Annotated in this window: 19 protein-coding genes; all 19 read left to right on the forward strand. The window is 46.2% G+C overall.

The window, feature by feature from the left end; genetic code table 11:
• Positions 1 to 29: 29 nt before the first annotated feature.
• The 19 genes from MZO40_RS12415 to galU all read left to right on the forward strand — a co-directional run bounded on the left by MZO40_RS12415 (position 30) and on the right by galU (position 19,692).
• Positions 30 to 641 carry a ComF family protein gene (locus MZO40_RS12415; RefSeq protein WP_225367214.1) on the forward strand — a complete coding sequence of 204 codons (612 nt, stop codon included), beginning with the start codon at positions 30 to 32 and terminating at the stop codon, positions 639 to 641.
• 133 nt (positions 642 to 774) lie between these two features.
• Positions 775 to 1,341, forward strand: a complete 567-nt coding sequence (hpf, locus tag MZO40_RS12420) for a ribosome hibernation-promoting factor, HPF/YfiA family (RefSeq protein WP_003637821.1) — start codon at positions 775 to 777, stop codon at positions 1,339 to 1,341.
• Positions 1,342 to 1,657: 316 nt separating this feature from the next.
• A complete protein-coding gene (gene secA / locus MZO40_RS12425) occupies positions 1,658 to 4,021 on the forward strand; it encodes a preprotein translocase subunit SecA (protein WP_003637822.1) in 2,364 nt (787 codons plus the stop codon).
• Between the two features lie 104 nt (positions 4,022 to 4,125).
• Positions 4,126 to 5,242 (forward strand): peptide chain release factor 2 gene (prfB, locus tag MZO40_RS12430; RefSeq protein ID WP_105961331.1). Its coding sequence is split into 2 segments (ribosomal slippage): positions 4,126 to 4,197 and positions 4,199 to 5,242, totalling 1,116 coding nucleotides; the frame shifts between segments, so codons are not numbered across the junction.
• A gap of 184 nt (positions 5,243 to 5,426) precedes the next feature.
• Positions 5,427 to 6,602 (forward strand): PDZ domain-containing protein, encoded by a 1,176-nt coding sequence (locus MZO40_RS12435; protein WP_056952481.1) that lies wholly within the window; start codon positions 5,427 to 5,429, stop codon positions 6,600 to 6,602.
• Positions 6,602 to 7,330: a response regulator transcription factor gene (locus MZO40_RS12440; RefSeq protein ID WP_082230274.1), complete on the forward strand. Its 729-nt coding sequence runs from the start codon at positions 6,602 to 6,604 to the stop codon at positions 7,328 to 7,330. The genes MZO40_RS12435 and MZO40_RS12440 overlap by 1 nt, the downstream gene beginning before the upstream one ends.
• Complete coding sequence (gene pnpS, locus MZO40_RS12445) at positions 7,323 to 8,723, forward strand: two-component system histidine kinase PnpS (RefSeq protein WP_088769988.1); 1,401 nt, start codon at positions 7,323 to 7,325, stop codon at positions 8,721 to 8,723. The genes MZO40_RS12440 and pnpS overlap by 8 nt, the downstream gene beginning before the upstream one ends.
• Positions 8,724 to 9,967: 1,244 nt before the next feature.
• Entirely contained in the window at positions 9,968 to 10,843 is an 876-nt protein-coding gene (locus tag MZO40_RS12450; protein ID WP_050339151.1) for a phosphate ABC transporter substrate-binding protein PstS family protein, read from the forward strand.
• Between the two features lie 10 nt (positions 10,844 to 10,853).
• A complete protein-coding gene (pstC, locus tag MZO40_RS12455) occupies positions 10,854 to 11,783 on the forward strand; it encodes a phosphate ABC transporter permease subunit PstC (RefSeq protein ID WP_003637827.1) in 930 nt (309 codons plus the stop codon).
• A complete protein-coding gene (gene pstA, locus MZO40_RS12460) occupies positions 11,773 to 12,657 on the forward strand; it encodes a phosphate ABC transporter permease PstA (RefSeq protein WP_003637828.1) in 885 nt (294 codons plus the stop codon). Before pstC ends, pstA begins: the two co-directional genes overlap by 11 nt.
• A 14-nt stretch (positions 12,658 to 12,671) precedes the next feature.
• Complete coding sequence (gene pstB / locus MZO40_RS12465) at positions 12,672 to 13,481, forward strand: phosphate ABC transporter ATP-binding protein PstB (RefSeq protein ID WP_105961330.1); 810 nt, start codon at positions 12,672 to 12,674, stop codon at positions 13,479 to 13,481.
• Between the two features lie 11 nt (positions 13,482 to 13,492).
• Complete coding sequence (gene pstB, locus MZO40_RS12470; protein ID WP_003637830.1) at positions 13,493 to 14,248, forward strand: phosphate ABC transporter ATP-binding protein PstB; 756 nt, start codon at positions 13,493 to 13,495, stop codon at positions 14,246 to 14,248.
• An 11-nt stretch (positions 14,249 to 14,259) separates the two neighbouring features.
• A complete protein-coding gene (gene phoU / locus MZO40_RS12475; RefSeq protein ID WP_003637831.1) occupies positions 14,260 to 14,934 on the forward strand; it encodes a phosphate signaling complex protein PhoU in 675 nt (224 codons plus the stop codon).
• Positions 14,935 to 15,034: 100 nt separating this feature from the next.
• The gene (locus MZO40_RS12480) at positions 15,035 to 15,352 is read left to right on the forward strand and encodes a PspC domain-containing protein (protein ID WP_050339150.1); all 318 of its coding nucleotides are present in this window, start codon (positions 15,035 to 15,037) and stop codon (positions 15,350 to 15,352) included.
• A gap of 15 nt (positions 15,353 to 15,367) precedes the next feature.
• A complete protein-coding gene (locus MZO40_RS12485; protein WP_088769986.1) occupies positions 15,368 to 15,733 on the forward strand; it encodes a phage holin family protein in 366 nt (121 codons plus the stop codon).
• 145 nt (positions 15,734 to 15,878) lie between these two features.
• On the forward strand, positions 15,879 to 16,829 hold the full coding sequence (gene hprK / locus MZO40_RS12490; RefSeq protein ID WP_003637834.1) for an HPr(Ser) kinase/phosphatase: 951 nt from the start codon (positions 15,879 to 15,881) through the stop codon (positions 16,827 to 16,829).
• 15 nt (positions 16,830 to 16,844) lie between these two features.
• The gene (gene lgt, locus MZO40_RS12495) at positions 16,845 to 17,693 is read left to right on the forward strand and encodes a prolipoprotein diacylglyceryl transferase (RefSeq protein ID WP_050339148.1); all 849 of its coding nucleotides are present in this window, start codon (positions 16,845 to 16,847) and stop codon (positions 17,691 to 17,693) included.
• A 16-nt stretch (positions 17,694 to 17,709) separates the two neighbouring features.
• Positions 17,710 to 18,726, forward strand: a complete 1,017-nt coding sequence (locus MZO40_RS12500) for an NAD(P)H-dependent glycerol-3-phosphate dehydrogenase (RefSeq protein ID WP_105922692.1) — start codon at positions 17,710 to 17,712, stop codon at positions 18,724 to 18,726.
• 42 nt (positions 18,727 to 18,768) lie between these two features.
• On the forward strand, positions 18,769 to 19,692 hold the full coding sequence (gene galU / locus MZO40_RS12505; protein ID WP_050339146.1) for a UTP--glucose-1-phosphate uridylyltransferase GalU: 924 nt from the start codon (positions 18,769 to 18,771) through the stop codon (positions 19,690 to 19,692).
• The last annotated feature ends 99 nt before the right edge of the window (positions 19,693 to 19,791 follow it).

Consider the following 19,791-nt stretch of genomic DNA (forward strand, 5'->3'; position numbering starts at 1 on the left):
CCTTGCCGTGGTTATTAAGCTGGCAACCCATGCGCCGCCCAGTGGTTTGTGACCGTTGCTGGCAACGCTTTGAGTCGATCAAGCGTCTCCATGCTTGTCCAGGTTGTGGGCGCGCACAAGACCAACCGACGCAATGTCTCGATTGTGCCCGCTGGCCGACATTAGCTGGTTTTCATAACGAAGCCCTATTTCGTTACAATGAGGCGATGCAAGCTTATTTTCATCAGTATAAATTCAGCGGCGACTATCAATTGCGACAGGTGTTTGCGACGGTGCTTCAACAAGCTGTTCGCCAGCGCATCGCCCATACCGCAGCAATAGTTGTGACGATTCCCGTCACGCCCGCGACGATGCAGACCCGGGGATTCAACCAAGTGAGTGGGTGGATACCCACGATTGAAACGGCGGCAGTACTGACGACTCAAGCTACGACTAAGTTAGTGCCGCAGTCCAAAAAAGACCGGCACGCGCGGTTGCTGACGCCCCAGCCGTTTAAATTAACCACGCCGACAGATATTACCGGTCAGTCGATTTTAATTGTCGATGATATTTATACGACGGGCCGCACGATTCGGCATGCGGCCAGCCTGCTTTTAGAAAACGGTGCCAAGAGCGTGACAGGGCTGACCCTCGCCCGTTAATTTCGGTGGAAAGTGCCGTTTGGATTGTTTATTGTAGCGCTTTCTATTATAATGAAATTAAGCAAAGTAATTAGAGAGTGGTCCTTTAATTACTTTGGGTACACAGTAATGTGTGTGAAGGGAGAGAAGATCTATGCTAAATTTTAATATTCGCGGTGAAAATATCGAAGTGACCCAAGCAATTCGGGACTACGTTCAAAAACGGGTGGGCAAGTTACAGAAGTACTTTGACAATAATGTTGACTCAATTGCCCATGTCAACTTAAAAGTTCACCCAGACAAGACGGCTAAAGTCGAAGTCACTATTCCACTTCCCTATTTAGTTCTCCGGGCAGAAGAAACTTCTCCTGATATGTATGCGAGCGTTGATTTGGTGACCGACAAGTTGGAACGCCAAATCCGTAAGTATAAAACTAAGGTCAACCGTAAGTCCCGTGAAAAGGGCTACAAAGCGATTGACTTTGCAGCGACTGATGAAACAGTTGCCGCTGCCGACAATGATCAGGACGATAAGTTAGACGTTGTACGCACGAAACGCGTGGCTTTAAAGCCAATGGATAATGAAGAAGCAATTCTGCAAATGGATATGCTCGGCCATGACTTCTTTATCTACGAAGATGCGGAAACCGACGCAATTAATATCGTCTATCGGCGTAACGATGGCCGTTATGGTTTGATTGAAACCGACGACAATCACTAAATTTTGAAACGTAACTAACGAGGACTGGTCAGTTGACCAGTTCTTTATTTTTGACCATGGAAGTCAGTTAGGGGCAGATGTTCGGTTAAGAAATGCTGTCCGACTGAATTAAAGAACCCGGGTCAGCGATTGGAAATATGGGGTTAAAGACTAATATTTAGTTAAGGATGTAAATAAAACGGCTGACGGTATCGGTTACATAGGGGCCCGTGGTTTTCATTACTAGTAAATAATGGTAAAATGACAGATGGTATTTTATTTTGAAATGGACAATTGAAATTAAAATTTAGATTAATTATTTGGAGAGGATACGTAAATGGCCAACATTTTAAAACGCTGGGTTGAAAGCGACAAGCGGACTATTCGGCGTCTGGATAAGATTGCTAATAAAGTTGAAGCTTATGCTGACGAATACGCCAAGTTAAGTGATGCTGACTTGCAAGCGAAGACCCCAGAATTTCGTGAACGTTACAAGGAGGGCGAATCGTTAGACGATTTGTTGCCAGAAGCATTTGCTACGGCGCGTGAAGGTGCTAAACGGGTGCTGGGACTTTACCCGTTCCACGTTCAAATCCTCGGTGGAATCGTGTTGCATCAAGGTGACATTGCCGAAATGAAGACTGGTGAAGGGAAGACCTTAACGGCCACCATGCCAGTTTATTTGAACGCCATCTCTGGTAAAGGGGTGCACGTTGTTACGGTTAACGAATATTTGTCAGCTCGTGACGCGACCGAAATGGGTGAGCTCTATAACTGGTTAGGCATGAGTGTCGGCATTAACGGTGCTGAAAAGTCACCAGAAGAAAAGCGGGCTGCCTATAACGCAGATATTACTTATTCAACCAATGGTGAAATCGGGTTTGATTACTTACGTGATAACATGGTGGTTTACCGTGAAGACATGGTACAACGCCCATTGAACTTCGCGATTATTGATGAAGTTGACTCCATCCTGATCGATGAGGCGCGGACGCCGTTGATTATTTCTGGTCAGTCAGAAGGGACGACTGGGATGTACAAACGGGCGGACCGGTTTGCCAAGACGTTGACTAAGGATGAAGATTACAAAGTCGACCTCGAATCCAAGACGGTTGCGTTATTGGACGAAGGAATTCGAAAAGCAGAAAAGTATTTCGGTTTAAAGAACTTGTATGATACTGATAACACGGCTTTGAACCATTACTTGGACGAAGCCTTACGGGCCAACTACATCATGCTCAAGGATAAGGACTACGTGATTTCTGACGGTGAAGCGTTAATCGTTGATTCCTTTACGGGTCGGATCATGGATGGTCGGCGTTTCTCTGACGGGTTACACCAAGCGATCGAAGCGAAGGAACACGTTGAGATTCAAGAAGAGACCAAGACCATGGCCAACATCACTTATCAAAACTTATTCCGGATGTATAAGAAGCTTTCCGGGATGACTGGGACGGCCAAGACGGAACAAGAAGAATTCCGTGAAATTTACAACATGGAAGTTATTACGATTCCAACCAACCGGCCAATGATTCGTGATGACCGTTCTGATTTACTGTACCCAACGTTACAAAGTAAATTTAACGCGGTTGTTAAAGAAATCAAAGAACTCCACGAAAAGGGCCAACCAATGCTAATCGGGACCGTTGCCGTGGAAACATCAGAATATTTATCACACCGTTTGGATGAAGAAAATATTCCGCACGTGGTCTTGAACGCCAAGAACCATGCCAAGGAAGCCGATATCGTTGCCAATGCCGGTCAACGCGGTGCCGTCACGATTGCCACCAACATGGCTGGTCGTGGGACGGATATCAAGTTAGGACCGGGTGTCAAAGAAGTCGGTGGGTTAGCCGTTATTGGGACCGAACGTCATGAATCACGGCGGATCGATAACCAATTGCGGGGCCGTGCCGGTCGTCAAGGTGATCCTGGGATGTCACAATTCTACCTATCACTTGAAGATGATTTGATGCTGCGGTTCGGTTCTGAACGAATCAAGAACTTCTTACAACGGATGAACGTGGAAGATGACGACGCTGTGATCCAGTCACGGATGATTACGCGTCAAGTTGAATCTGCACAGAAACGGGTCGAAGGGAATAACTACGACTCACGTAAAAACGTGCTTCAATATGATGACGTCATGCGGGCCCAACGTGAAGTGATTTACGGGGAACGTCAACAAGTGATCATGGAAGAAAAATCCTTGAAGCCAGTGATTATGCCAATGATCAAACGGACCGTCGAACGCACCGTTCAATTGCATATGCAAGGCGATGAAAAGGATTGGGACCTTGGTGCCGTGGTTGACTTTGCACAAGCGGCCATGGTCAAGGAAGATTCAATCAGTGTCGATGACCTGAAAGGCAAGTCACCAGCTGAAGTTGAGGATTACTTGATGAAGCGGGTCGACGAAGTTTACGATGCCAAGACGAAGCAATTATATGATGCTGGTCAAATGCTTGAATTTGAAAAGGTCGTTTTATTACGAGTGGTCGATTCACATTGGACAGATCATATTGATTCAATGGACCAATTACGGCAATCAATTGGGTTGCGTGGTTACGGTCAGTTGAACCCATTAGTTGAATACCAACGTGACGGTTATCAGATGTTTGAAGAAATGGTCGCCGATATCGATTACGATACGACACGTCTCTTCATGAAGTCAGAAATTCGCCAAAATATTCAGCGTTAAGATTAAGGTTAACGAAAGCGAGTCTGAGACTGAGGTCTTGGGCTCGTTTTACGGTTGCAAACGATATTAAATAAATAATAAATAAGTTGAAAGAAGGGTTCTTTGTGGAATTAAGTGAATATAAACACCTGATCACGGAAATGCAAAGTGCTGTCGACGACTTTAGGGGGTCGCTTTGACTTAGATGCGTTGAACGAAAGCATCCAAGAAAACGAAGCCCGAATGGCCGAACCAGGATTTTGGGATGACCAGGCTGCGGCGCAAAAAGTCATTGACGATAATAATGCGTTAAAGAGTAAGTATGAGACGTTCAAACAATTGTCTGATGAGGTCGGCGACTTAGCGGTGGCGTACGAGTTACTTAGCGAGGAGCCGGATGCTGAGATGCAAGCTGAGTTCGAAACGGACTTCAAGCATGCCGAACATGATTTACAACAGTACCGCCTCAGTTTGCTATTAGATGGCCCGTATGACCGTAATAATGCAATTCTGGAAATCCATCCCGGTGCTGGTGGAACGGAATCACAGGACTGGGGATCGATGTTGCTGCGGATGTACACGCGTTGGGCCGCTAGTCATGATTTCAAAGTCGAAACGGTCGATTATCAAGCGGGTGATGAAGCTGGCATCAAGAGTGTCACGCTACTTATTAGTGGACATAATGCGTACGGTTATTTGCGCTCCGAAAAAGGCGTGCACCGGTTAGTTCGGATCTCGCCGTTTGACGCAGCTGGACGGCGGCATACGTCCTTTGCCAGTGTCGACGTGATGCCGGAACTAGACGAGACGGTCGATATCGATGTGCGGCCAGAAGATCTGAAGATCGACGTTTATCGGGCGAGCGGTGCTGGGGGTCAGCATGTTAACAAGACTTCTTCAGCCGTTCGAATCACGCACATTCCGACTGGAATCGTGGTGGCTAGTCAGGCACAACGGTCGCAATTGCAGAACCGGCAAACGGCCCTGAATATGTTGCGGGCCAAGTTGTATGAGCGTGAAGAAGAGAAGAAGGCCAAAGAACGCGCGGCGATTCAGGGTGAACAGATGGACATTGGTTGGGGCTCACAGATTCGCTCCTATGTCTTCCATCCGTACACCATGGTGAAAGACCACCGGACCAATTACGAGTCCCATGATGGTCAAGCCGTGATGGATGGCGACCTTGATCCATTCATGGACGCCTATTTACAATGGAAATTAGCGCAACGGAACCCCCAATAATGATGGGGTAATACTAAGGTGACCTATCGTTGTGTAGGTCGTCTTAGTATTTTTTTTGCCAAAAGTCTTATAATATAGAAATATTAATGCGGTAATAGCAAGGCTGACCAGTTTGAAACGGCGTTGGTCTACACCGGTAAAAATGCTATACTAACTTCAGAGTTTAACGTTAGGGGTCACGCACATGCAGGTATTGAAGATATTCGAATTGTTCCTTTTACAGCCACTCGTTTGGATTGGTTTACTGCGCAGCTATTTAACTGCCAAACGCCGAGTCACCTATGAACGCCAAAATTTTCATAGCGCCATCAATTCACAATTGGTCGAGGTCCGGCACTTTTTCATGGACGGCTGCTTATTGGGAATTTTAATGACCATCATTAGTTTGGCACTCGGGTTAGTGGTCTCACCAGTCTGGGTCGTCCTGTATGAGGCACTTGCGACCATTAGTCTGATTATTCTGCCAGGAATGCTAGTTCCGGTGACGGTCTTTGGCTTGAGTTGGTTGGGATACTGGCTCATGAGCCCCCAATTGACAACAGTTGGCGGAATTCTGCAACAACACGGCATTTCAACGACGAGCATGAGTGGCAACTTGGTCGTTAATGGCTTGATGTTATTAGCCGTTGTTTTGGGGACGACGGCATTACTGCTACGTTGGCATGACCATCAAGGCCGTTCGCCGAAGTTGCAACCAGATCAGCGTGGCAAACGGCTGGTTCGTTACCAATGGCAGCAATTATTAGTCTTACCAGTTGGTGTGTTGATTCCAGGAGATTGGATTCATGCGACGCTCAGCTGGTGGCCGGTATTCACAGTTGGCGAGCGGTCATTTAGTATTATATTATTGCCATTATTAGTTGGTGCCAGTGCGCGGGTTTACAAGCAGTTGCCCCAAATTGCGTGGCGCCAACTCGCGACCCGCTTGGGGGGTGTCGCGGTGGTCAGCGTGATTCTCGCCATTGTGGCCCGCTTTGCAGTACTCAGTCCACAGTGGTTGCTGGGGCTATTAGCATTCGTGGTCGTGTTGACTTGGGTTGTGATGATTCAACATCGATTTGATGATCGGCATCAGCAATTGCGTTTCTCTGATACTGAACAGGGCGTGCGCGTGATTGGTCTCAGACCGAATACACCTGCAGATAAGTTGAATCTAGACTTAGGCGACGTGATTCTGGAATGTAATCGGCAACCGGTCAACACAGAAGCGGAGTTTTATGCTGCGCTATTGAAAAGCCCAACCTATGTCCATTTAAAAGTACGTAACCGACAACAAGAATTGATTATTACCGAAACGGCGATTTATAATGGCGCCCCACACGAGTTAGGAATTGTGTTATTCACTGATCAGGAGGATTAATGACCATGGATAAGATTTTAGTGGTAGACGATGAACCGGCAATCGTAACGTTATTGTCATACAACTTAAAACAGGCGGGATACGAGGTCGTGACGGCGACGAATGGTGCGGACGCGTTGTCACTAGGTCTGGAACAATCGTTTACATGTATTTTGTTAGATTTAATGTTGCCGAAATTAGATGGAATGGAAGTCACTAAAAAGTTACGGCAAGAAAAGATTCAAACGCCGATTATTATTGTGACAGCTAAAAATGATGAATTCGATAAGGTCTTTGGATTAGAACTTGGTGCGGATGACTATATCACCAAGCCGTTTTCACCCCGGGAGGTCTTGGCGCGAATCAAAGCGGTGATTCGGCGGACAACCCCTGATGAACCGGTGACGCCACCAACACCAATCGCACCCGCTAATCGTTCCGTGATGCTAGTCGGGGATTTGCAGATTGACCAGAATAAATATCGGGTCGCGCGCAACGGTGAAAATATCAGTTTGACGCCAAAAGAGTTCGAGTTACTGATTTATTTTGTCGAACGTGAAGGTCGGGTGCTCAGTCGTGATGCGATTTTAAACCATGTCTGGGGCTATGATTATGCCAGTGAGACACGCATTGTGGATATTCACATTTCACATTTACGAGAAAAAATCGAAGCAGACCCAAAACATCCGCGCCTGATTCGGACGGTCCGGGGCTTCGGCTACGAATTCGTGGGTGACAGTCATGCATAATCGCTGGCAACAGACGACCAGAATCTTAGTCATGGAAAACGTCCTGATTACATTGATTGTCCTGGTCGTGTTGCAGCATTTTTCGCCAATCAAGTGGTCGTGGGGCTTAGTGCTGAGCCTCTGCTGCGGGCTCATTGGCTTAGCGATTATTGAAGGCGTCATTACCTGGCATCAGCAATATAATCGCCAAAAAACGATCGACCGGATGGAAGCCAAACTGCGACAGATGAGCAGTCAGCAGTTTCCACCCCACATTTTACTGCCACAGTCAGACCCGTTATATAGTCTGGCCCAGGCAGTCAATCAATTAGAAAGCTTTCAAAAGCATCAAACGCGGCGTGCGGAGTTACAAGAAAAAGAACTGATGATGATCATGCGCTATTTACCCGTTGGGGTGATGGTAATTGACCATCGCCGACAAGTACAACTGTCCAATCCAACGATGAGTGAGTTGTTACAGGTTTCCGTTAACTCTGTTGCCCACATTTATACGAAGGACATCCAACTGTACGCGTTGACCAAGTTGATTGAAGATACGATTACTAGTGGTGACAATCAACGGGCGACGATCACATTGACGCCGGCACCTAATACGCAAGTGGTGGAAGCTTCCACTGTTTACATTCAAGGGAACCGCGGCCAGTTTCAAATCGTCTTGATTCTGTATGATATTACTGAGGTCTATATGATCGAACAGATGCAGGATGATTTTGTTAGCAATGCCAGTCATGAATTGAAGACGCCGATTACGGCGATTGCGGGGTTCACTGAGACGTTACTTGGCGGGGCTAAGGATGATCCAGAAACGCTCGACCAATTTTTACACATTATTGCGGATGAGAGTCAGCGGCTGATCGATTTGATTCAAGACGTGCTCTCGTTGTCACGCATTCGAGCTCAGAACACGACCAAGTTAACCTTGTCGTCAGTTGCGGTGCGACCGTTGATTACGCAAGAACTAGCGGTCGTTCAGCAGGCCACCGACCGGCAACACTTGACGATTAATAATCAAGTTGATCCGGATTTGACCGTGACCAGTGATGCTCAAAAACTCAATCAAATCGTCAAAAACTTGCTGACGAATGCGATTAAATATAATCGACCACAGGGGAGTGTGACGATTGCGACCCATGTCGGTGAACAATCTTGGTCGTTGATTATTAAAGATACTGGGATTGGAATTAGCGCGGACGACCAGCAACGGATCTTTGAACGCTTCTATCGCGCCAGCCCATCCCGCTCACAGCAACTCGTGAGCGGCACGGGACTCGGACTAGCCATCGTCCAGGAACTCGTGAATGCGATGCAAGGCACGATCGAAGTGGTCAGTCAGCGAGGCGTCGGCACAACGATGACGGTGACGCTACCTTTGATTGCGCCGGAATCAGATTAACTAACAGGTGATACGCATTGTAGGCGTTATTCTTTAGCATTAAAGATAATTAAAACGTGCTATTTTCTAAGTTCAAGAGCCGCCAGCTGAGACCCGCTGGAACAGTGCGAGTTAGCGTAAACTTGCTGTCGTGGAGACGTCCTAGGCCGGCTTCCAGGCATTCTGGGCAATGGCCGGAACGTCGTGGACACAGATTTAAGCCGACAAACCACGTCTTAAATACTGGTCTTCCACTAACCAAGCCAAGAACGCTTGCTAAGTGGAATTTCACCACTGGGCCTTGCCCAGAATACCTTCCAGCCGGGATGGTATTCGAAAGGCAGACATGTGTGGACCCAACATTTTATTGGATTAGTCTTTGATTCCTTGGTACACGGGGACTTTGATATTGAACTTTCAGATCGGTTTCTAACAATCGTTAACTTTCTTACCCATGTTTTAGCTTTTCGAATCAGCAACTCCACGGTACTTGTCAGAACTTTTCCTAGTTGTCTGAAATAGCAAAATCTTGGATTCTCAACGAAGATAATCCTATCGACTAAGTCCAAGACCAGTTGCTATTGAAGTTGGTGGCATTAAGATGGGTGAATAATATTTGCTAATCTTCTCAGCAGTTAAATGCCATAAGTCATCATCGATACTGATTAAAAGTTTGCTTGAAGGACCAGTCACCAAATATTCAGTGGTCAATTGCACCTAGATAGGTGGACGTTCATCCGCCATTCGAGTGGCTTCCCGACTGGAGGGGCTGGCTGACAATGCTCAAGGGCGAAATTCTTCTTGTCCGGGCGGGTTTCCCGGGCTAGAAGAAGACTCGTATTTGAAATCGCGCAGTGGGTTTCTGTGTGAGTTCAAATCGATGTCCGCCCTGTTCCAGCGTTGTCAGCCAGCCCCGGAAGTCGGATTAGAAAGCGCATCTGCTGACGAACAGGACGCCAACTTGGCACGTTTTAATCATGATTCATGATAAATCAACTAACACATTGTGTCCGTGATATTAATGGTGCCCACTGACAAGTCACCATTAAAAATGATTCAAAACATAACGATTTTCAAAGTGAAATGTAAACTTTGAAAATCGTTTTTTTGTGCACTTTTCTCATGTTCTTGCCATTTTAGGGCGGATAAATCGTCAAATCCTTAAAAATAATTCGACGTTTACACAATCTTTACAAAACTCATATAAAGCATTTACACAAACTTTGTATTATTGATATTGAGCAATGGGTAGGAGGTATACATTTATGAAAAAAAGTCGGGTCATCCAATTAATTGGGTTGGTCGTGATTATTGGATTGGTCGGGTTGGCGTATGTGCGTCGTGACCGGACCAGTGCCAGTGAATCGATCACAGCAGTTGGATCAACGGCCTTACAGCCACTAGTTGAAGCTGCCGGTGAACAATATAGTAGTACTCACACCGGGGTGTTCATCAATGTGCAGGGTGGTGGTTCTGGAACGGGGCTGAGTCAAATTCAGTCGGGCGCTGTCGCTATTGGTAACTCAGATATTTTTGCAGAAGAACAATCGGGTATCACCGCTAGTAAGTTGATTGACCATCGGGTTGCCGTGGTCGGCATCGCACCAATCGTCAACAAACGCGCGGGTGTCACTAATTTGACGCAACAACAGCTCATCCAGATTTTCACGGGTAAAGTGAAGAACTGGCGTGAAGTCGGTGGACGGGACTTACCAATCACACTGATCAACCGCGCACAGGGCTCTGGAACACGTAAAACCTTTGAGCGGTATGCCTTAAAGGGTCATGAAAGTATTGAATCTCAGGAACAGGATTCTTCCGGATTGGCACGCTCAATCGTTGCCAGTACGCCGGGTGCCATCAGCTACGTGGCATTTTCATATTTAGACAAATCTGTTCAGACCGTCAAAGTTGACGGTGTTCGACCAACAGAGCAAAATGTGCGGAATAATCGCTGGTACATTTGGTCGTATGAACACTTATATACTGGGAAAAATCCCAACCAATTAACTAAAAAATTTATTGATTACATTTTATCAACCGCTGTTCAACAAAAGTTAGTCAAGCAGTTAGGTTATATTTCGGTCCATGACATGCAAGTTCAGCGGAATGCGGCCGGTAAAGTTTCAGTTGTGAAATGAGGGAGAGCGCATGGATAAAATTAGAGAGAGTTTATTGAAAAAATCAGTTGCTAGCAAGATCGAACGACGTGGTAAAGCCATTAGTTTGCTCTGCCTAGCTTTAATTGTCGGCGTCGTTTTTTTGATTTTTTACTTTGTGGCGTCACGGGGACTCGCAACGTTCTTCGAAAATCACATTAATATTTGGCAATTCTTGAGCGGCACACAATGGAATCCTGGCACGATTGGCAGTAATGGTCAACCGGCCGTGGGCGCCTTACCAATGATTGTCGGGTCGTTCTTGATTACGATTCTTTCCGCATTGGTTGCAACGCCCTTTGCCATCGGAACTGCCGTCTTTATGACTGAAATCTCACCTCGTCGCGGGGCACAAATCTTGCGGCCAGTTACTGAGTTATTGGTTGGTATTCCATCAGTTGTTTATGGGTTTATCGGTTTACAAGTTGTTGTACCATTCGTTCGCAATACGTTTGGCGGTAGTGGTTATGGGATCTTATCAGGGACGTTCGTGCTGTTTGTCATGATTTTACCGACTGTGACGTCCATGACGGCCGATGCGTTGAATGCGGTCCCTCGTTATTACCGAGAGGCGTCCTTAGCTTTGGGTGCCACTCGTTGGCAAACAATTTATAAAGTCGTGTTACGCGCGGCGATTCCTGGTATGCTGACGGCGGTCGTCTTCGGGATGGCCCGGGCGTTCGGGGAAGCCCTCGCGGTACAGATGGTCATCGGGAATGCGACGCTGTTACCACACAACTTAGTCTCACCAGCAGCAACCTTGACGAGTATCTTGACGATGGGAATTGGAAACACGGTCATGGGGTCATTACAAAATAATGCACTCTGGTCATTAGCAATGATCTTGTTACTGATGTCCTTAGTCTTCAACCTAGTTATCCGCTACATTGGGCGAAAGGGGAAATTAAACCATGAACGCTAAACGAACTGATAAAATGGCGACCGGGATTCTCTACGGCGTCGCGGCCTTCGTGGTCATTATTCTAGTCGCCCTGTTAGGGTACATTTTGATTCAAGGGGTGCCCAAGATTTCTTGGCACTTCTTAACATCACCAGCGTTAGCCTTTGAAGCTGGTGGGGGGATTGGGATTCAATTGTTCAACTCCTTCTACCTGTTATTTTTAGCCTTACTGATTTCGCTTCCAATCTCGCTGGGTGCCGGAATTTATTTAAATGAATACGCGCCACAAAATACGGTCACTGGTTTGATTCGGACGACCATCGAAATTTTGAGTTCTTTACCTTCCGTGGTCGTGGGGTTGTTCGGTTATTTATTCTTCGTGGTTCAGTTCAAGTTAGGCTTTTCGATTCTGTCTGGGGCGTTTGCACTGACTGTTTTCAACTTACCGATTTTGACGCGGAGTATTGAAGAAGCCTTAGCCAATATTTCAGATAATCAGCGAGAGGCGGGTTACGCCCTTGGATTATCACGCTGGGAGACGGTGACCAAAATCGTCGTTCCCGCTGCGTTACCAAGTATCATTACGGGGGTCGTCCTCAGTGCCGGCCGAATCTTTGGGGAAGCCGCAGCCTTGATCTACACGGCGGGCCAAAGTGCACCAGCGTTGGACTTTACCAACTGGAATCCGTTTGACATTAGTAGTCCGTTGAGCCCCTTACGACCAGCCGAAACGTTGGCGGTCCACATTTGGAAGATCAACTCTGAAGGGATCATGCCGGATGCCAAAGCCGTTTCAGCCGGTGCTTCAGCCGTGCTGATTATTGCGGTCTTACTCTTCAACTTCCTGGCTCGTTGGCTTGGAAAACGCTTGTACAAACACTTAACCGCTGAATAAAGGAGGCCGTTTTGATGGCAGATAACACAATGATGACAACGCAACGAAATATTATGACGTTTGATCCTAAAGACCACGAAATCGCGCTCTCTACCGAAGACCTACACGTCTTTTACGGGAATTCGGAAGCCATTTCGGAAGGTGATTTGCAATTCGAACGGTATAGAATCAGTGCGTTGATTGGCCCTTCTGGTTCCGGGAAGTCGACTTATTTGCGGTCCTTAAACCGGATGAACGACCGGATTGCGACTGTAAAGGGCAAAATTATGTATCGCGGCTTGGATATTAATAGTAATGACATTGATGTCTATGAAATGCGTCGGCACATTGGGATGGTGTTCCAACGGCCGAACCCGTTTGCAAAGTCGATTTATGAGAACATTGCCTTTGCATTGCGGCAGCGTGGGTTGAACAATAAACAACAGTTGGATGAAATCGTTGAACGTTCACTCCGTCAAGCTGCGATGTGGGACCAAGTTAAGGACGATTTGAATAAGAGTGCGTTAGCGCTATCCGGTGGGCAACAGCAACGGCTCTGCATCGCGCGGGCAATTGCGGTCAAGCCTGATATCTTATTACTGGATGAACCGGCGAGTGCCCTCGATCCAGTCTCGACTAGTCAAATCGAAGATACCTTACTAGAATTAAAGCAAAACTACACGATTATTATCGTGACTCATAACATGCAACAAGCGTCACGGATTAGCGATTACACGGCGTTCTTTAACCTTGGAAAGGTCTTGGAATACTCAGAAACTGGTGAGATTTTTACGAATCCGCAAGTTGACCTGACAAACGACTACATTTCCGGGAACTTTGGATAGGAGGATCGTTCATGAGTACAATTTTAACGACTGAGAACTTATCATTATTTTATGGTAAAAAAGAAGCGCTGAAAGGTGTTAACCTTGACTTTGAGGACCGCGGGATCACCGCGTTGATTGGCCCTTCCGGTTGTGGGAAATCCACTTTTCTGCGCTGCCTGAACCGCATGAATGATCTGATTCCAAACGTCACGATTACTGGTGAAGTTAATTTTAACCAGCATAATATTTACGCTCCGACGATGGATACGGTACAATTACGGAAAGAAATTGGGATGGTGTTCCAACAACCCAATCCTTTTCCGTTCTCAATCTATGAGAACGTGGTCTATGGGCTACGCTTAGCTGGTGTCCATGATAAGGAACGTTTAGATGCGGCCGTTGAAAAGAGTTTGAAGCAAGCGGCAATTTGGGATGAAGTTAAGGACCGCTTGCACGCCAATGCGTTATCACTGTCTGGTGGGCAACAACAACGGGTCTGCATCGCACGGGTGCTTGCTGTGGAACCCGATATCATTCTCCTAGATGAAGCAACCAGTGCGCTGGATCCCATCTCTAGTCGAATGATTGAAGAGACCCTATTGAATTTACGTCAAGATTACTCTATCATAACTGTTACGCATAACATGCAGCAGGCTTCACGAATTTCTGACCGCACGGCGTTCTTCTTGAATGGTGAATTGATTGAAGTGAACGATACCAAGCAGATTTTCATGAATCCGGTTAGACAAGAAACCAATGACTATATTTCGGGACGATTTGGTTAGGAGGAAAAAACATGCGACGACTTTTTGATGATGAACTAAATGATATTGATGCAAACTTCACTGAGATGGGAATGATGGTCAGCGAAACGATCGAAAAGGCGGTTAAAGCCTTTATTGACCATGACCGCGATTTGGCCCAAGAGATCATTGATAATGATAAAAAAATCAATCAACGTGAAGTGGAACTAGAACAAAAATCGTTTGAAATGATTGCGTTATACCAGCCCGTGACTTCCGACTTACGGGAAATTGTCACCATCTTGAAAGCCGTTTCTGAATTGGAACGTATGGCTGACTACGCGCGTAACATTGCCCACGCCACGATTCGGGTCAAGGGTAACGTTCGTGTTCCTGAAATCGAAGCCGCGTTATCCGAAATGGGTAACCGGGTTCGGAAGATGGTAGAAGACATGTTAGCCGCCTACGTGAAGAGCGATGACCAAGAGGCGCGCCGCGTTGCCGCTAAGGATGCCAAAGTCGGTGAGATGTACGACAAGATCAACGCTAAGGGCATCTCTAAGATGGAACGGCACCCAGAGACGGTAATCGGGTCGACCGATTATTTAAATGTGGCGACTTACCTGATGCGGATTGGGGCCTTAGTAACGAATATCGGCGAATGGATCGTTTATTTGAACACGGGCGAAATCATCGAACTGAATCCAGAAAGCTCCAACTTAGTCTAGTTAATCATAAATAATTCTTTAAAGCCGGTCGTCTCGTTTGCAACCGGCTTTTATAATTAGTAAGATAAAGTTAGACCAGACTTATAAGGAGTGGCTAACGATGAAATCAAATACAAAACAAAAATTAACTAAATCCAATAATCGCGTTTTTGCCGGAGTCTTGGGCGGAATTGCTGAATATTTAAATTGGAATGCAAATGTATTACGAGTCTTATATGTTATTTTGACCTTAATTACCCATGGCTTTGGTCTTTTGGTATACTTATTACTAATGACAATTATCCCAAGTAAGCCAGAAAATACCGGCTTCTTCGAACAGATGCGGCAGAGTGCTGGCCAACCAGCACAACCAACCAAACATGGACGAAAAGAAATTCATAATGTTCATGAGGAGGATGAGCCGCGTCACCAAGATTAATGGAGTGATAAAAAAGTGGGTTTTGTGAAACGAATTTTAATCAATACGATCCTATTTATTGCGATTGCGGGCTTCTTTCAGAGTAGCTTTCACGTTGCCAATGTGTGGATGGCATTATTAGCAAGCTTAGTGTTGGCGTTCCTGAACGCTGCCATTAAGCCGGTATTGATCATCCTTTCATTGCCAATTACGTTAATCACGTTAGGGCTGTTTAGTATTGTCATCAACGGGTTTATGCTCCAAATGACCTCGTTTGTCGTTGGCAAGAATAACTTTGGCTTTTCGAGTTTTGGCATGGCGATTCTTGTCTCCGTCCTGATGTCGATTGCCAATGTGATCGTATCCAATTTTTTCGCAAAAGACAGCATTGATGGTGAATAAAGCGCTTTAAAGTGCTAAAATTAGCAGATAGGGATAATCCGTTTTCAGTCATAAAAGTGTGGCCGCTTGAAAAGGTAGCGTAATAGCGCGACTGGACAACGCCGGTCACACTTTTTTATTAACGGAACGATTTGGAGGGATTCATTTGGCAGAGAGTGTAACCGTTGCCGATTTGGTTAAAAATACGCGTCTGGACGTTTACCATGGCGCTGATTTATTAGATAAAAAAGACATTACGACTAGTGATATTTCACGCCCGGGACTCGCGTTGACCGGTTACTTCAACTACTATCCACGTGAACGGGTTCAATTATTAGGCAAAACTGAAACCGCTTATTCAAAGAACATGAGTCATGATGAACGCTTGATGATTTTTCGTAAAATGTGTCAATTAACGACGCCAGCGTTTGTGATTTCAACTGGTTTACCAGTGCCAGAAGAACTGGTTCAAGCTGGTGAAGAGAATGGGGTGCCGATTCTGGGCACTAAGATGACGTCGTCACGGATCTTGAGTAATATGACCAATTACTTGGAAGGCAAGCTCGCTGAACGGCAGTCCGTTCATGGGGTCTTGGTCGATATTTATGGTCTCGGTGTCTTGATCACTGGTGACTCCGGTGTTGGGAAGAGTGAAACCGCGTTGGAATTAGTCAAACGGGGCCATCGTTTGATTGCCGATGACCGGGTCGATGTTTATCAACAAGATGAACAAACACTGGTTGGTGAAGCGCCTGCAATTTTGAACCACCTATTGGAGATTCGCGGTATCGGAATCATTGATGTCATGAACCTCTTCGGGGCTGGTGCGGTCCGTCAAGATACTGACATTGACCTCATCGTCCACTTAGAGAATTGGACGCCTGATAAGCAATTTGATAGACTAGGGAATGGAGAACAGAATCGGAAATTCTTTGATGTTGAAGTTCCAGAAATCTCAATTCCAGTCAAGACTGGGCGTAACCTTGCCATTATTATTGAGGCGGCGGCCATGAACTTCCGTGCCGAGAGTATGGGATATGACGCAACCAAGGTATTTGATGATAACTTGAACAAGCTGATCAAAACGAATTCCGTCCACGATTCTCACAAGGCATAAGGAGATGGCAGTAGCGTGAATACCGTTTTAGGGGCACTTAACCCGATTGCACTACGGTTGGGACCAATTCAGGTCCATTGGTACGGCGTCATTATTGCGAGCGCCGTCGTGATTGCGGTGGCACTCGCGGTACGTGAAGGTCAGAAGCGGGGCATTCGTCCCGATGATATTTACGACATGATTTTATGGGCACTCCCATTTACGTTGATTGCGGCGCGGACGTATTACGTCATCTTTCAGTGGTCGTATTATAGTCAACACCCGAGCGAGATTATTCGTATCTGGGATGGTGGGATTGCCATATACGGTGGCTTGATTGGTGCTGGAATTGTGGTCGTCCTATTCTGTCGGTCGCGGTTCATTCCCACCTGGTTAATGTTGGACGTTGCGGCGCCCACGGTGATTATGGGCCAAGGAATTGGTCGCTGGGGTAATTTTATGAACCAGGAAGCCTTTGGACGCGTCACGAGTCTGAGCTTCTTGCAAGGGCTTCATTTGCCCGAATGGCTCATTAATCAGATGTATATCCAAGGCGCGTATCGCCAACCGACTTTTTTGTATGAATCAGTCTGGGATTTATTGGGGTTTGTGATGTTGATGGTGACCCGCCATCGAACGAATTGGTACAAGCAAGGTGAGGTCTTCTTGACGTACGTTGCTTGGTACGCCTTTGGTCGCTTCTTTACGGAAGGGATGCGTACTGATTCGTTAATGTTATTTAACGTCATTCGAGTCTCACAAGCATTATCAGTCGTGCTCTTCTTCGGGAGTATCGGCCTGATGATCTGGCGGCGGCGACGTCATCCAGAGAATCGCTGGTATTTAGCTGGTTCAGGGCAAAAGATTGCCACGGAAAACAAGTAGAGTAGAGGTTATTTACATGTCAAAACAAATTGCCGTCTTAGGTGCTGGCTCATGGGGCAGCATCTTGGCAAATTTATTAGATGAAAATGGTCATTCCGTTCGTTTATGGTCGTACGCACCTGCACAGGTCGCTGAACTCAACGAACACCACACGAATCAGCGCTATGTGCCTGATTTTCACTATTCAGAAACATTGACGGCTTATTCAGATTTAGCAACCGCAATCGACGGTGCCGACGTGATTTTATTCGTCGTTCCAACCAAGGCAATTCGAAGCGTCGCACACCAAGTTGCCGACGTGTTAGCGAAAACGAATGCCCACCCAATCATTGTTCACGCAAGTAAAGGGTTGGAACAAGAGACCCATAAACGGTTGTCGCAAGTCTTGGCTGAAGAAATTCCAGTCGCGCAACGTGAAGCAATCGTCGTATTATCAGGGCCAAGTCACGCTGAAGAAGTTGCACGGAAAGATATTACGCTGATTACTGCGGCGAGTGATAATGAGGCGGCGGCCGAAACGGTACAACAACTCTTCATGAACGATTACTTCCGAATTTATACGAATACGGACGTGGTCGGTGTTGAGCTGGGCGCTGCGCTTAAAAACATTATCGCGTTGGGTGCTGGTGCGTTACATGGCTTAGGCTATGGTGACGATGCCAAAGCAGCCTTGATGACGCGGGGACTAGCTGAAATCAGTCGGTTAGGTGTTGCGCTAGGGGCGAACCCGCTAACGTTTATCGGCCTTTCTGGTGTCGGCGATTTAATCGTTACTGCGACGAGTGTGCATTCACGTAACTGGCGTGCTGGTAACGAGCTCGGCTCCGGTCAAGATTTGAAGACGGTCATCGATACGATGGGTATGGTTATTGAAGGTATTCCGTCAACTAAAGCGGCTTATGAATTAGCTCAGCAACAAAATATCGAAATGCCCATCACGGAAGCGATTTATGATGTATTATATAAGAGTGCTGATATTAAGGAAGTCATTCCACAATTAATGCGGCGCGAGGGGAAACCTGAGATTCAGTAGGAGTTTCCAAACTAATTTCACTATTTTTAGGAGGATTATCACATGTCAAAAGTTAGAAAAGCCGTTATCCCAGCGGCCGGTTTAGGGACCCGGTTCTTACCTGCTACTAAAGCGATGCCTAAGGAAATGTTACCAATCGTTGATAAGCCAACGATTCAGTTCATTGTTGATGAAGCACGCAAATCTGGTATCGAAGATATTGTTATCGTTACTGGTAAGAGTAAGCGGAGTATTGAAGATTACTACGATTCTAATCCAGAACTTGAAGATAATTTACGGGCCAAGCACAAGGAAGAAATGCTGAAGCTGGTTCAAGAAACGACCGATATTAACTTATACTTCATTCGTCAATCACACCCACGTGGCTTAGGGGATGCGGTCTTAACGGCCAAAGCGTTCGTTGGTGACGAACCATTCGTTGTCATGCTTGGTGATGATTTGATGGAAGATAAAGTGCCATTAACGAAGCAATTGATGAATAGTTACGATAAGACACATGCTTCAACCTTGGCCGTTATGAAGGTTCCTCACGAGGAAGTTTCGAAGTATGGGGTCATCAATCCTGAAAGTGAAAAGGAACCTGGCTTGTACAACGTTAACAACTTTGTTGAAAAGCCATCACCTGAAGATGCACCTAGTGATTTAGCCATCATTGGTCGTTACTTACTAACACCAGAAATTTTTGATGTTCTAGAACATCAAAAACCTGGTAAGGGTGACGAAATTCAATTGACCGATGCTATTGATACGTTGAACAAGACGCAACGCGTTTTCGCCCACGAATTCAAAGGCACGCGGCATGATGTTGGTTACAAGTTCGGTTACTTGAAGACGACCATCGAATACGGGTTGACCCATCCAGATGTTAAGGACGACTTACGGACTTACATCAAGGACTTAGGTGCCCAATTAACCAAAGAAGATAGCACAACGGCACCAAAGACCACTAAAAAAACAACCAAATAAGCGCCATTGATTAAGTTGAGCATCGTCTTAACTTGATTGACGAGCGAGAATCGGCAGCCATTCCAATCTGGAGTGACTGCCGATTTTTTTGCGGTGGTC

It is taken from the genome of Lactiplantibacillus sp. B652 (assembly GCF_023806745.1).
Taxonomy (GTDB): domain Bacteria; phylum Bacillota; class Bacilli; order Lactobacillales; family Lactobacillaceae; genus Lactiplantibacillus; species Lactiplantibacillus pentosus.

Excerpts from the sequence above, each read along its gene's own strand:
- MZO40_RS12500 (WP_105922692.1), top strand. The coding sequence starts at position 17,710 with ATGTCAAAACAAATTGCCGTCTTAGGTGCTGGCTCATGGGGCAGCATC.
- pstB (WP_003637830.1), top strand. The coding sequence starts at position 13,493 with ATGAGTACAATTTTAACGACTGAGAACTTATCATTATTTTATGGTAAA.
- pstB (WP_105961330.1), top strand. The coding sequence starts at position 12,672 with ATGGCAGATAACACAATGATGACAACGCAACGAAATATTATGACGTTT.
- pnpS (WP_088769988.1), top strand. The coding sequence starts at position 7,323 with ATGCATAATCGCTGGCAACAGACGACCAGAATCTTAGTCATGGAAAAC.
- secA (WP_003637822.1), top strand. The coding sequence starts at position 1,658 with ATGGCCAACATTTTAAAACGCTGGGTTGAAAGCGACAAGCGGACTATT.
- pstC (WP_003637827.1), top strand. The coding sequence starts at position 10,854 with ATGGATAAAATTAGAGAGAGTTTATTGAAAAAATCAGTTGCTAGCAAG.
- hpf (WP_003637821.1), top strand. The coding sequence starts at position 775 with ATGCTAAATTTTAATATTCGCGGTGAAAATATCGAAGTGACCCAAGCA.
- galU (WP_050339146.1), top strand. The coding sequence starts at position 18,769 with ATGTCAAAAGTTAGAAAAGCCGTTATCCCAGCGGCCGGTTTAGGGACC.
- phoU (WP_003637831.1), top strand. The coding sequence starts at position 14,260 with ATGCGACGACTTTTTGATGATGAACTAAATGATATTGATGCAAACTTC.
- MZO40_RS12415 (WP_225367214.1), top strand. The coding sequence starts at position 30 with ATGCGCCGCCCAGTGGTTTGTGACCGTTGCTGGCAACGCTTTGAGTCG.
- MZO40_RS12435 (WP_056952481.1), top strand. The coding sequence starts at position 5,427 with ATGCAGGTATTGAAGATATTCGAATTGTTCCTTTTACAGCCACTCGTT.
- pstA (WP_003637828.1), top strand. The coding sequence starts at position 11,773 with ATGAACGCTAAACGAACTGATAAAATGGCGACCGGGATTCTCTACGGC.
- MZO40_RS12480 (WP_050339150.1), top strand. The coding sequence starts at position 15,035 with ATGAAATCAAATACAAAACAAAAATTAACTAAATCCAATAATCGCGTT.
- MZO40_RS12450 (WP_050339151.1), top strand. The coding sequence starts at position 9,968 with ATGAAAAAAAGTCGGGTCATCCAATTAATTGGGTTGGTCGTGATTATT.
- MZO40_RS12440 (WP_082230274.1), top strand. The coding sequence starts at position 6,602 with ATGACCATGGATAAGATTTTAGTGGTAGACGATGAACCGGCAATCGTA.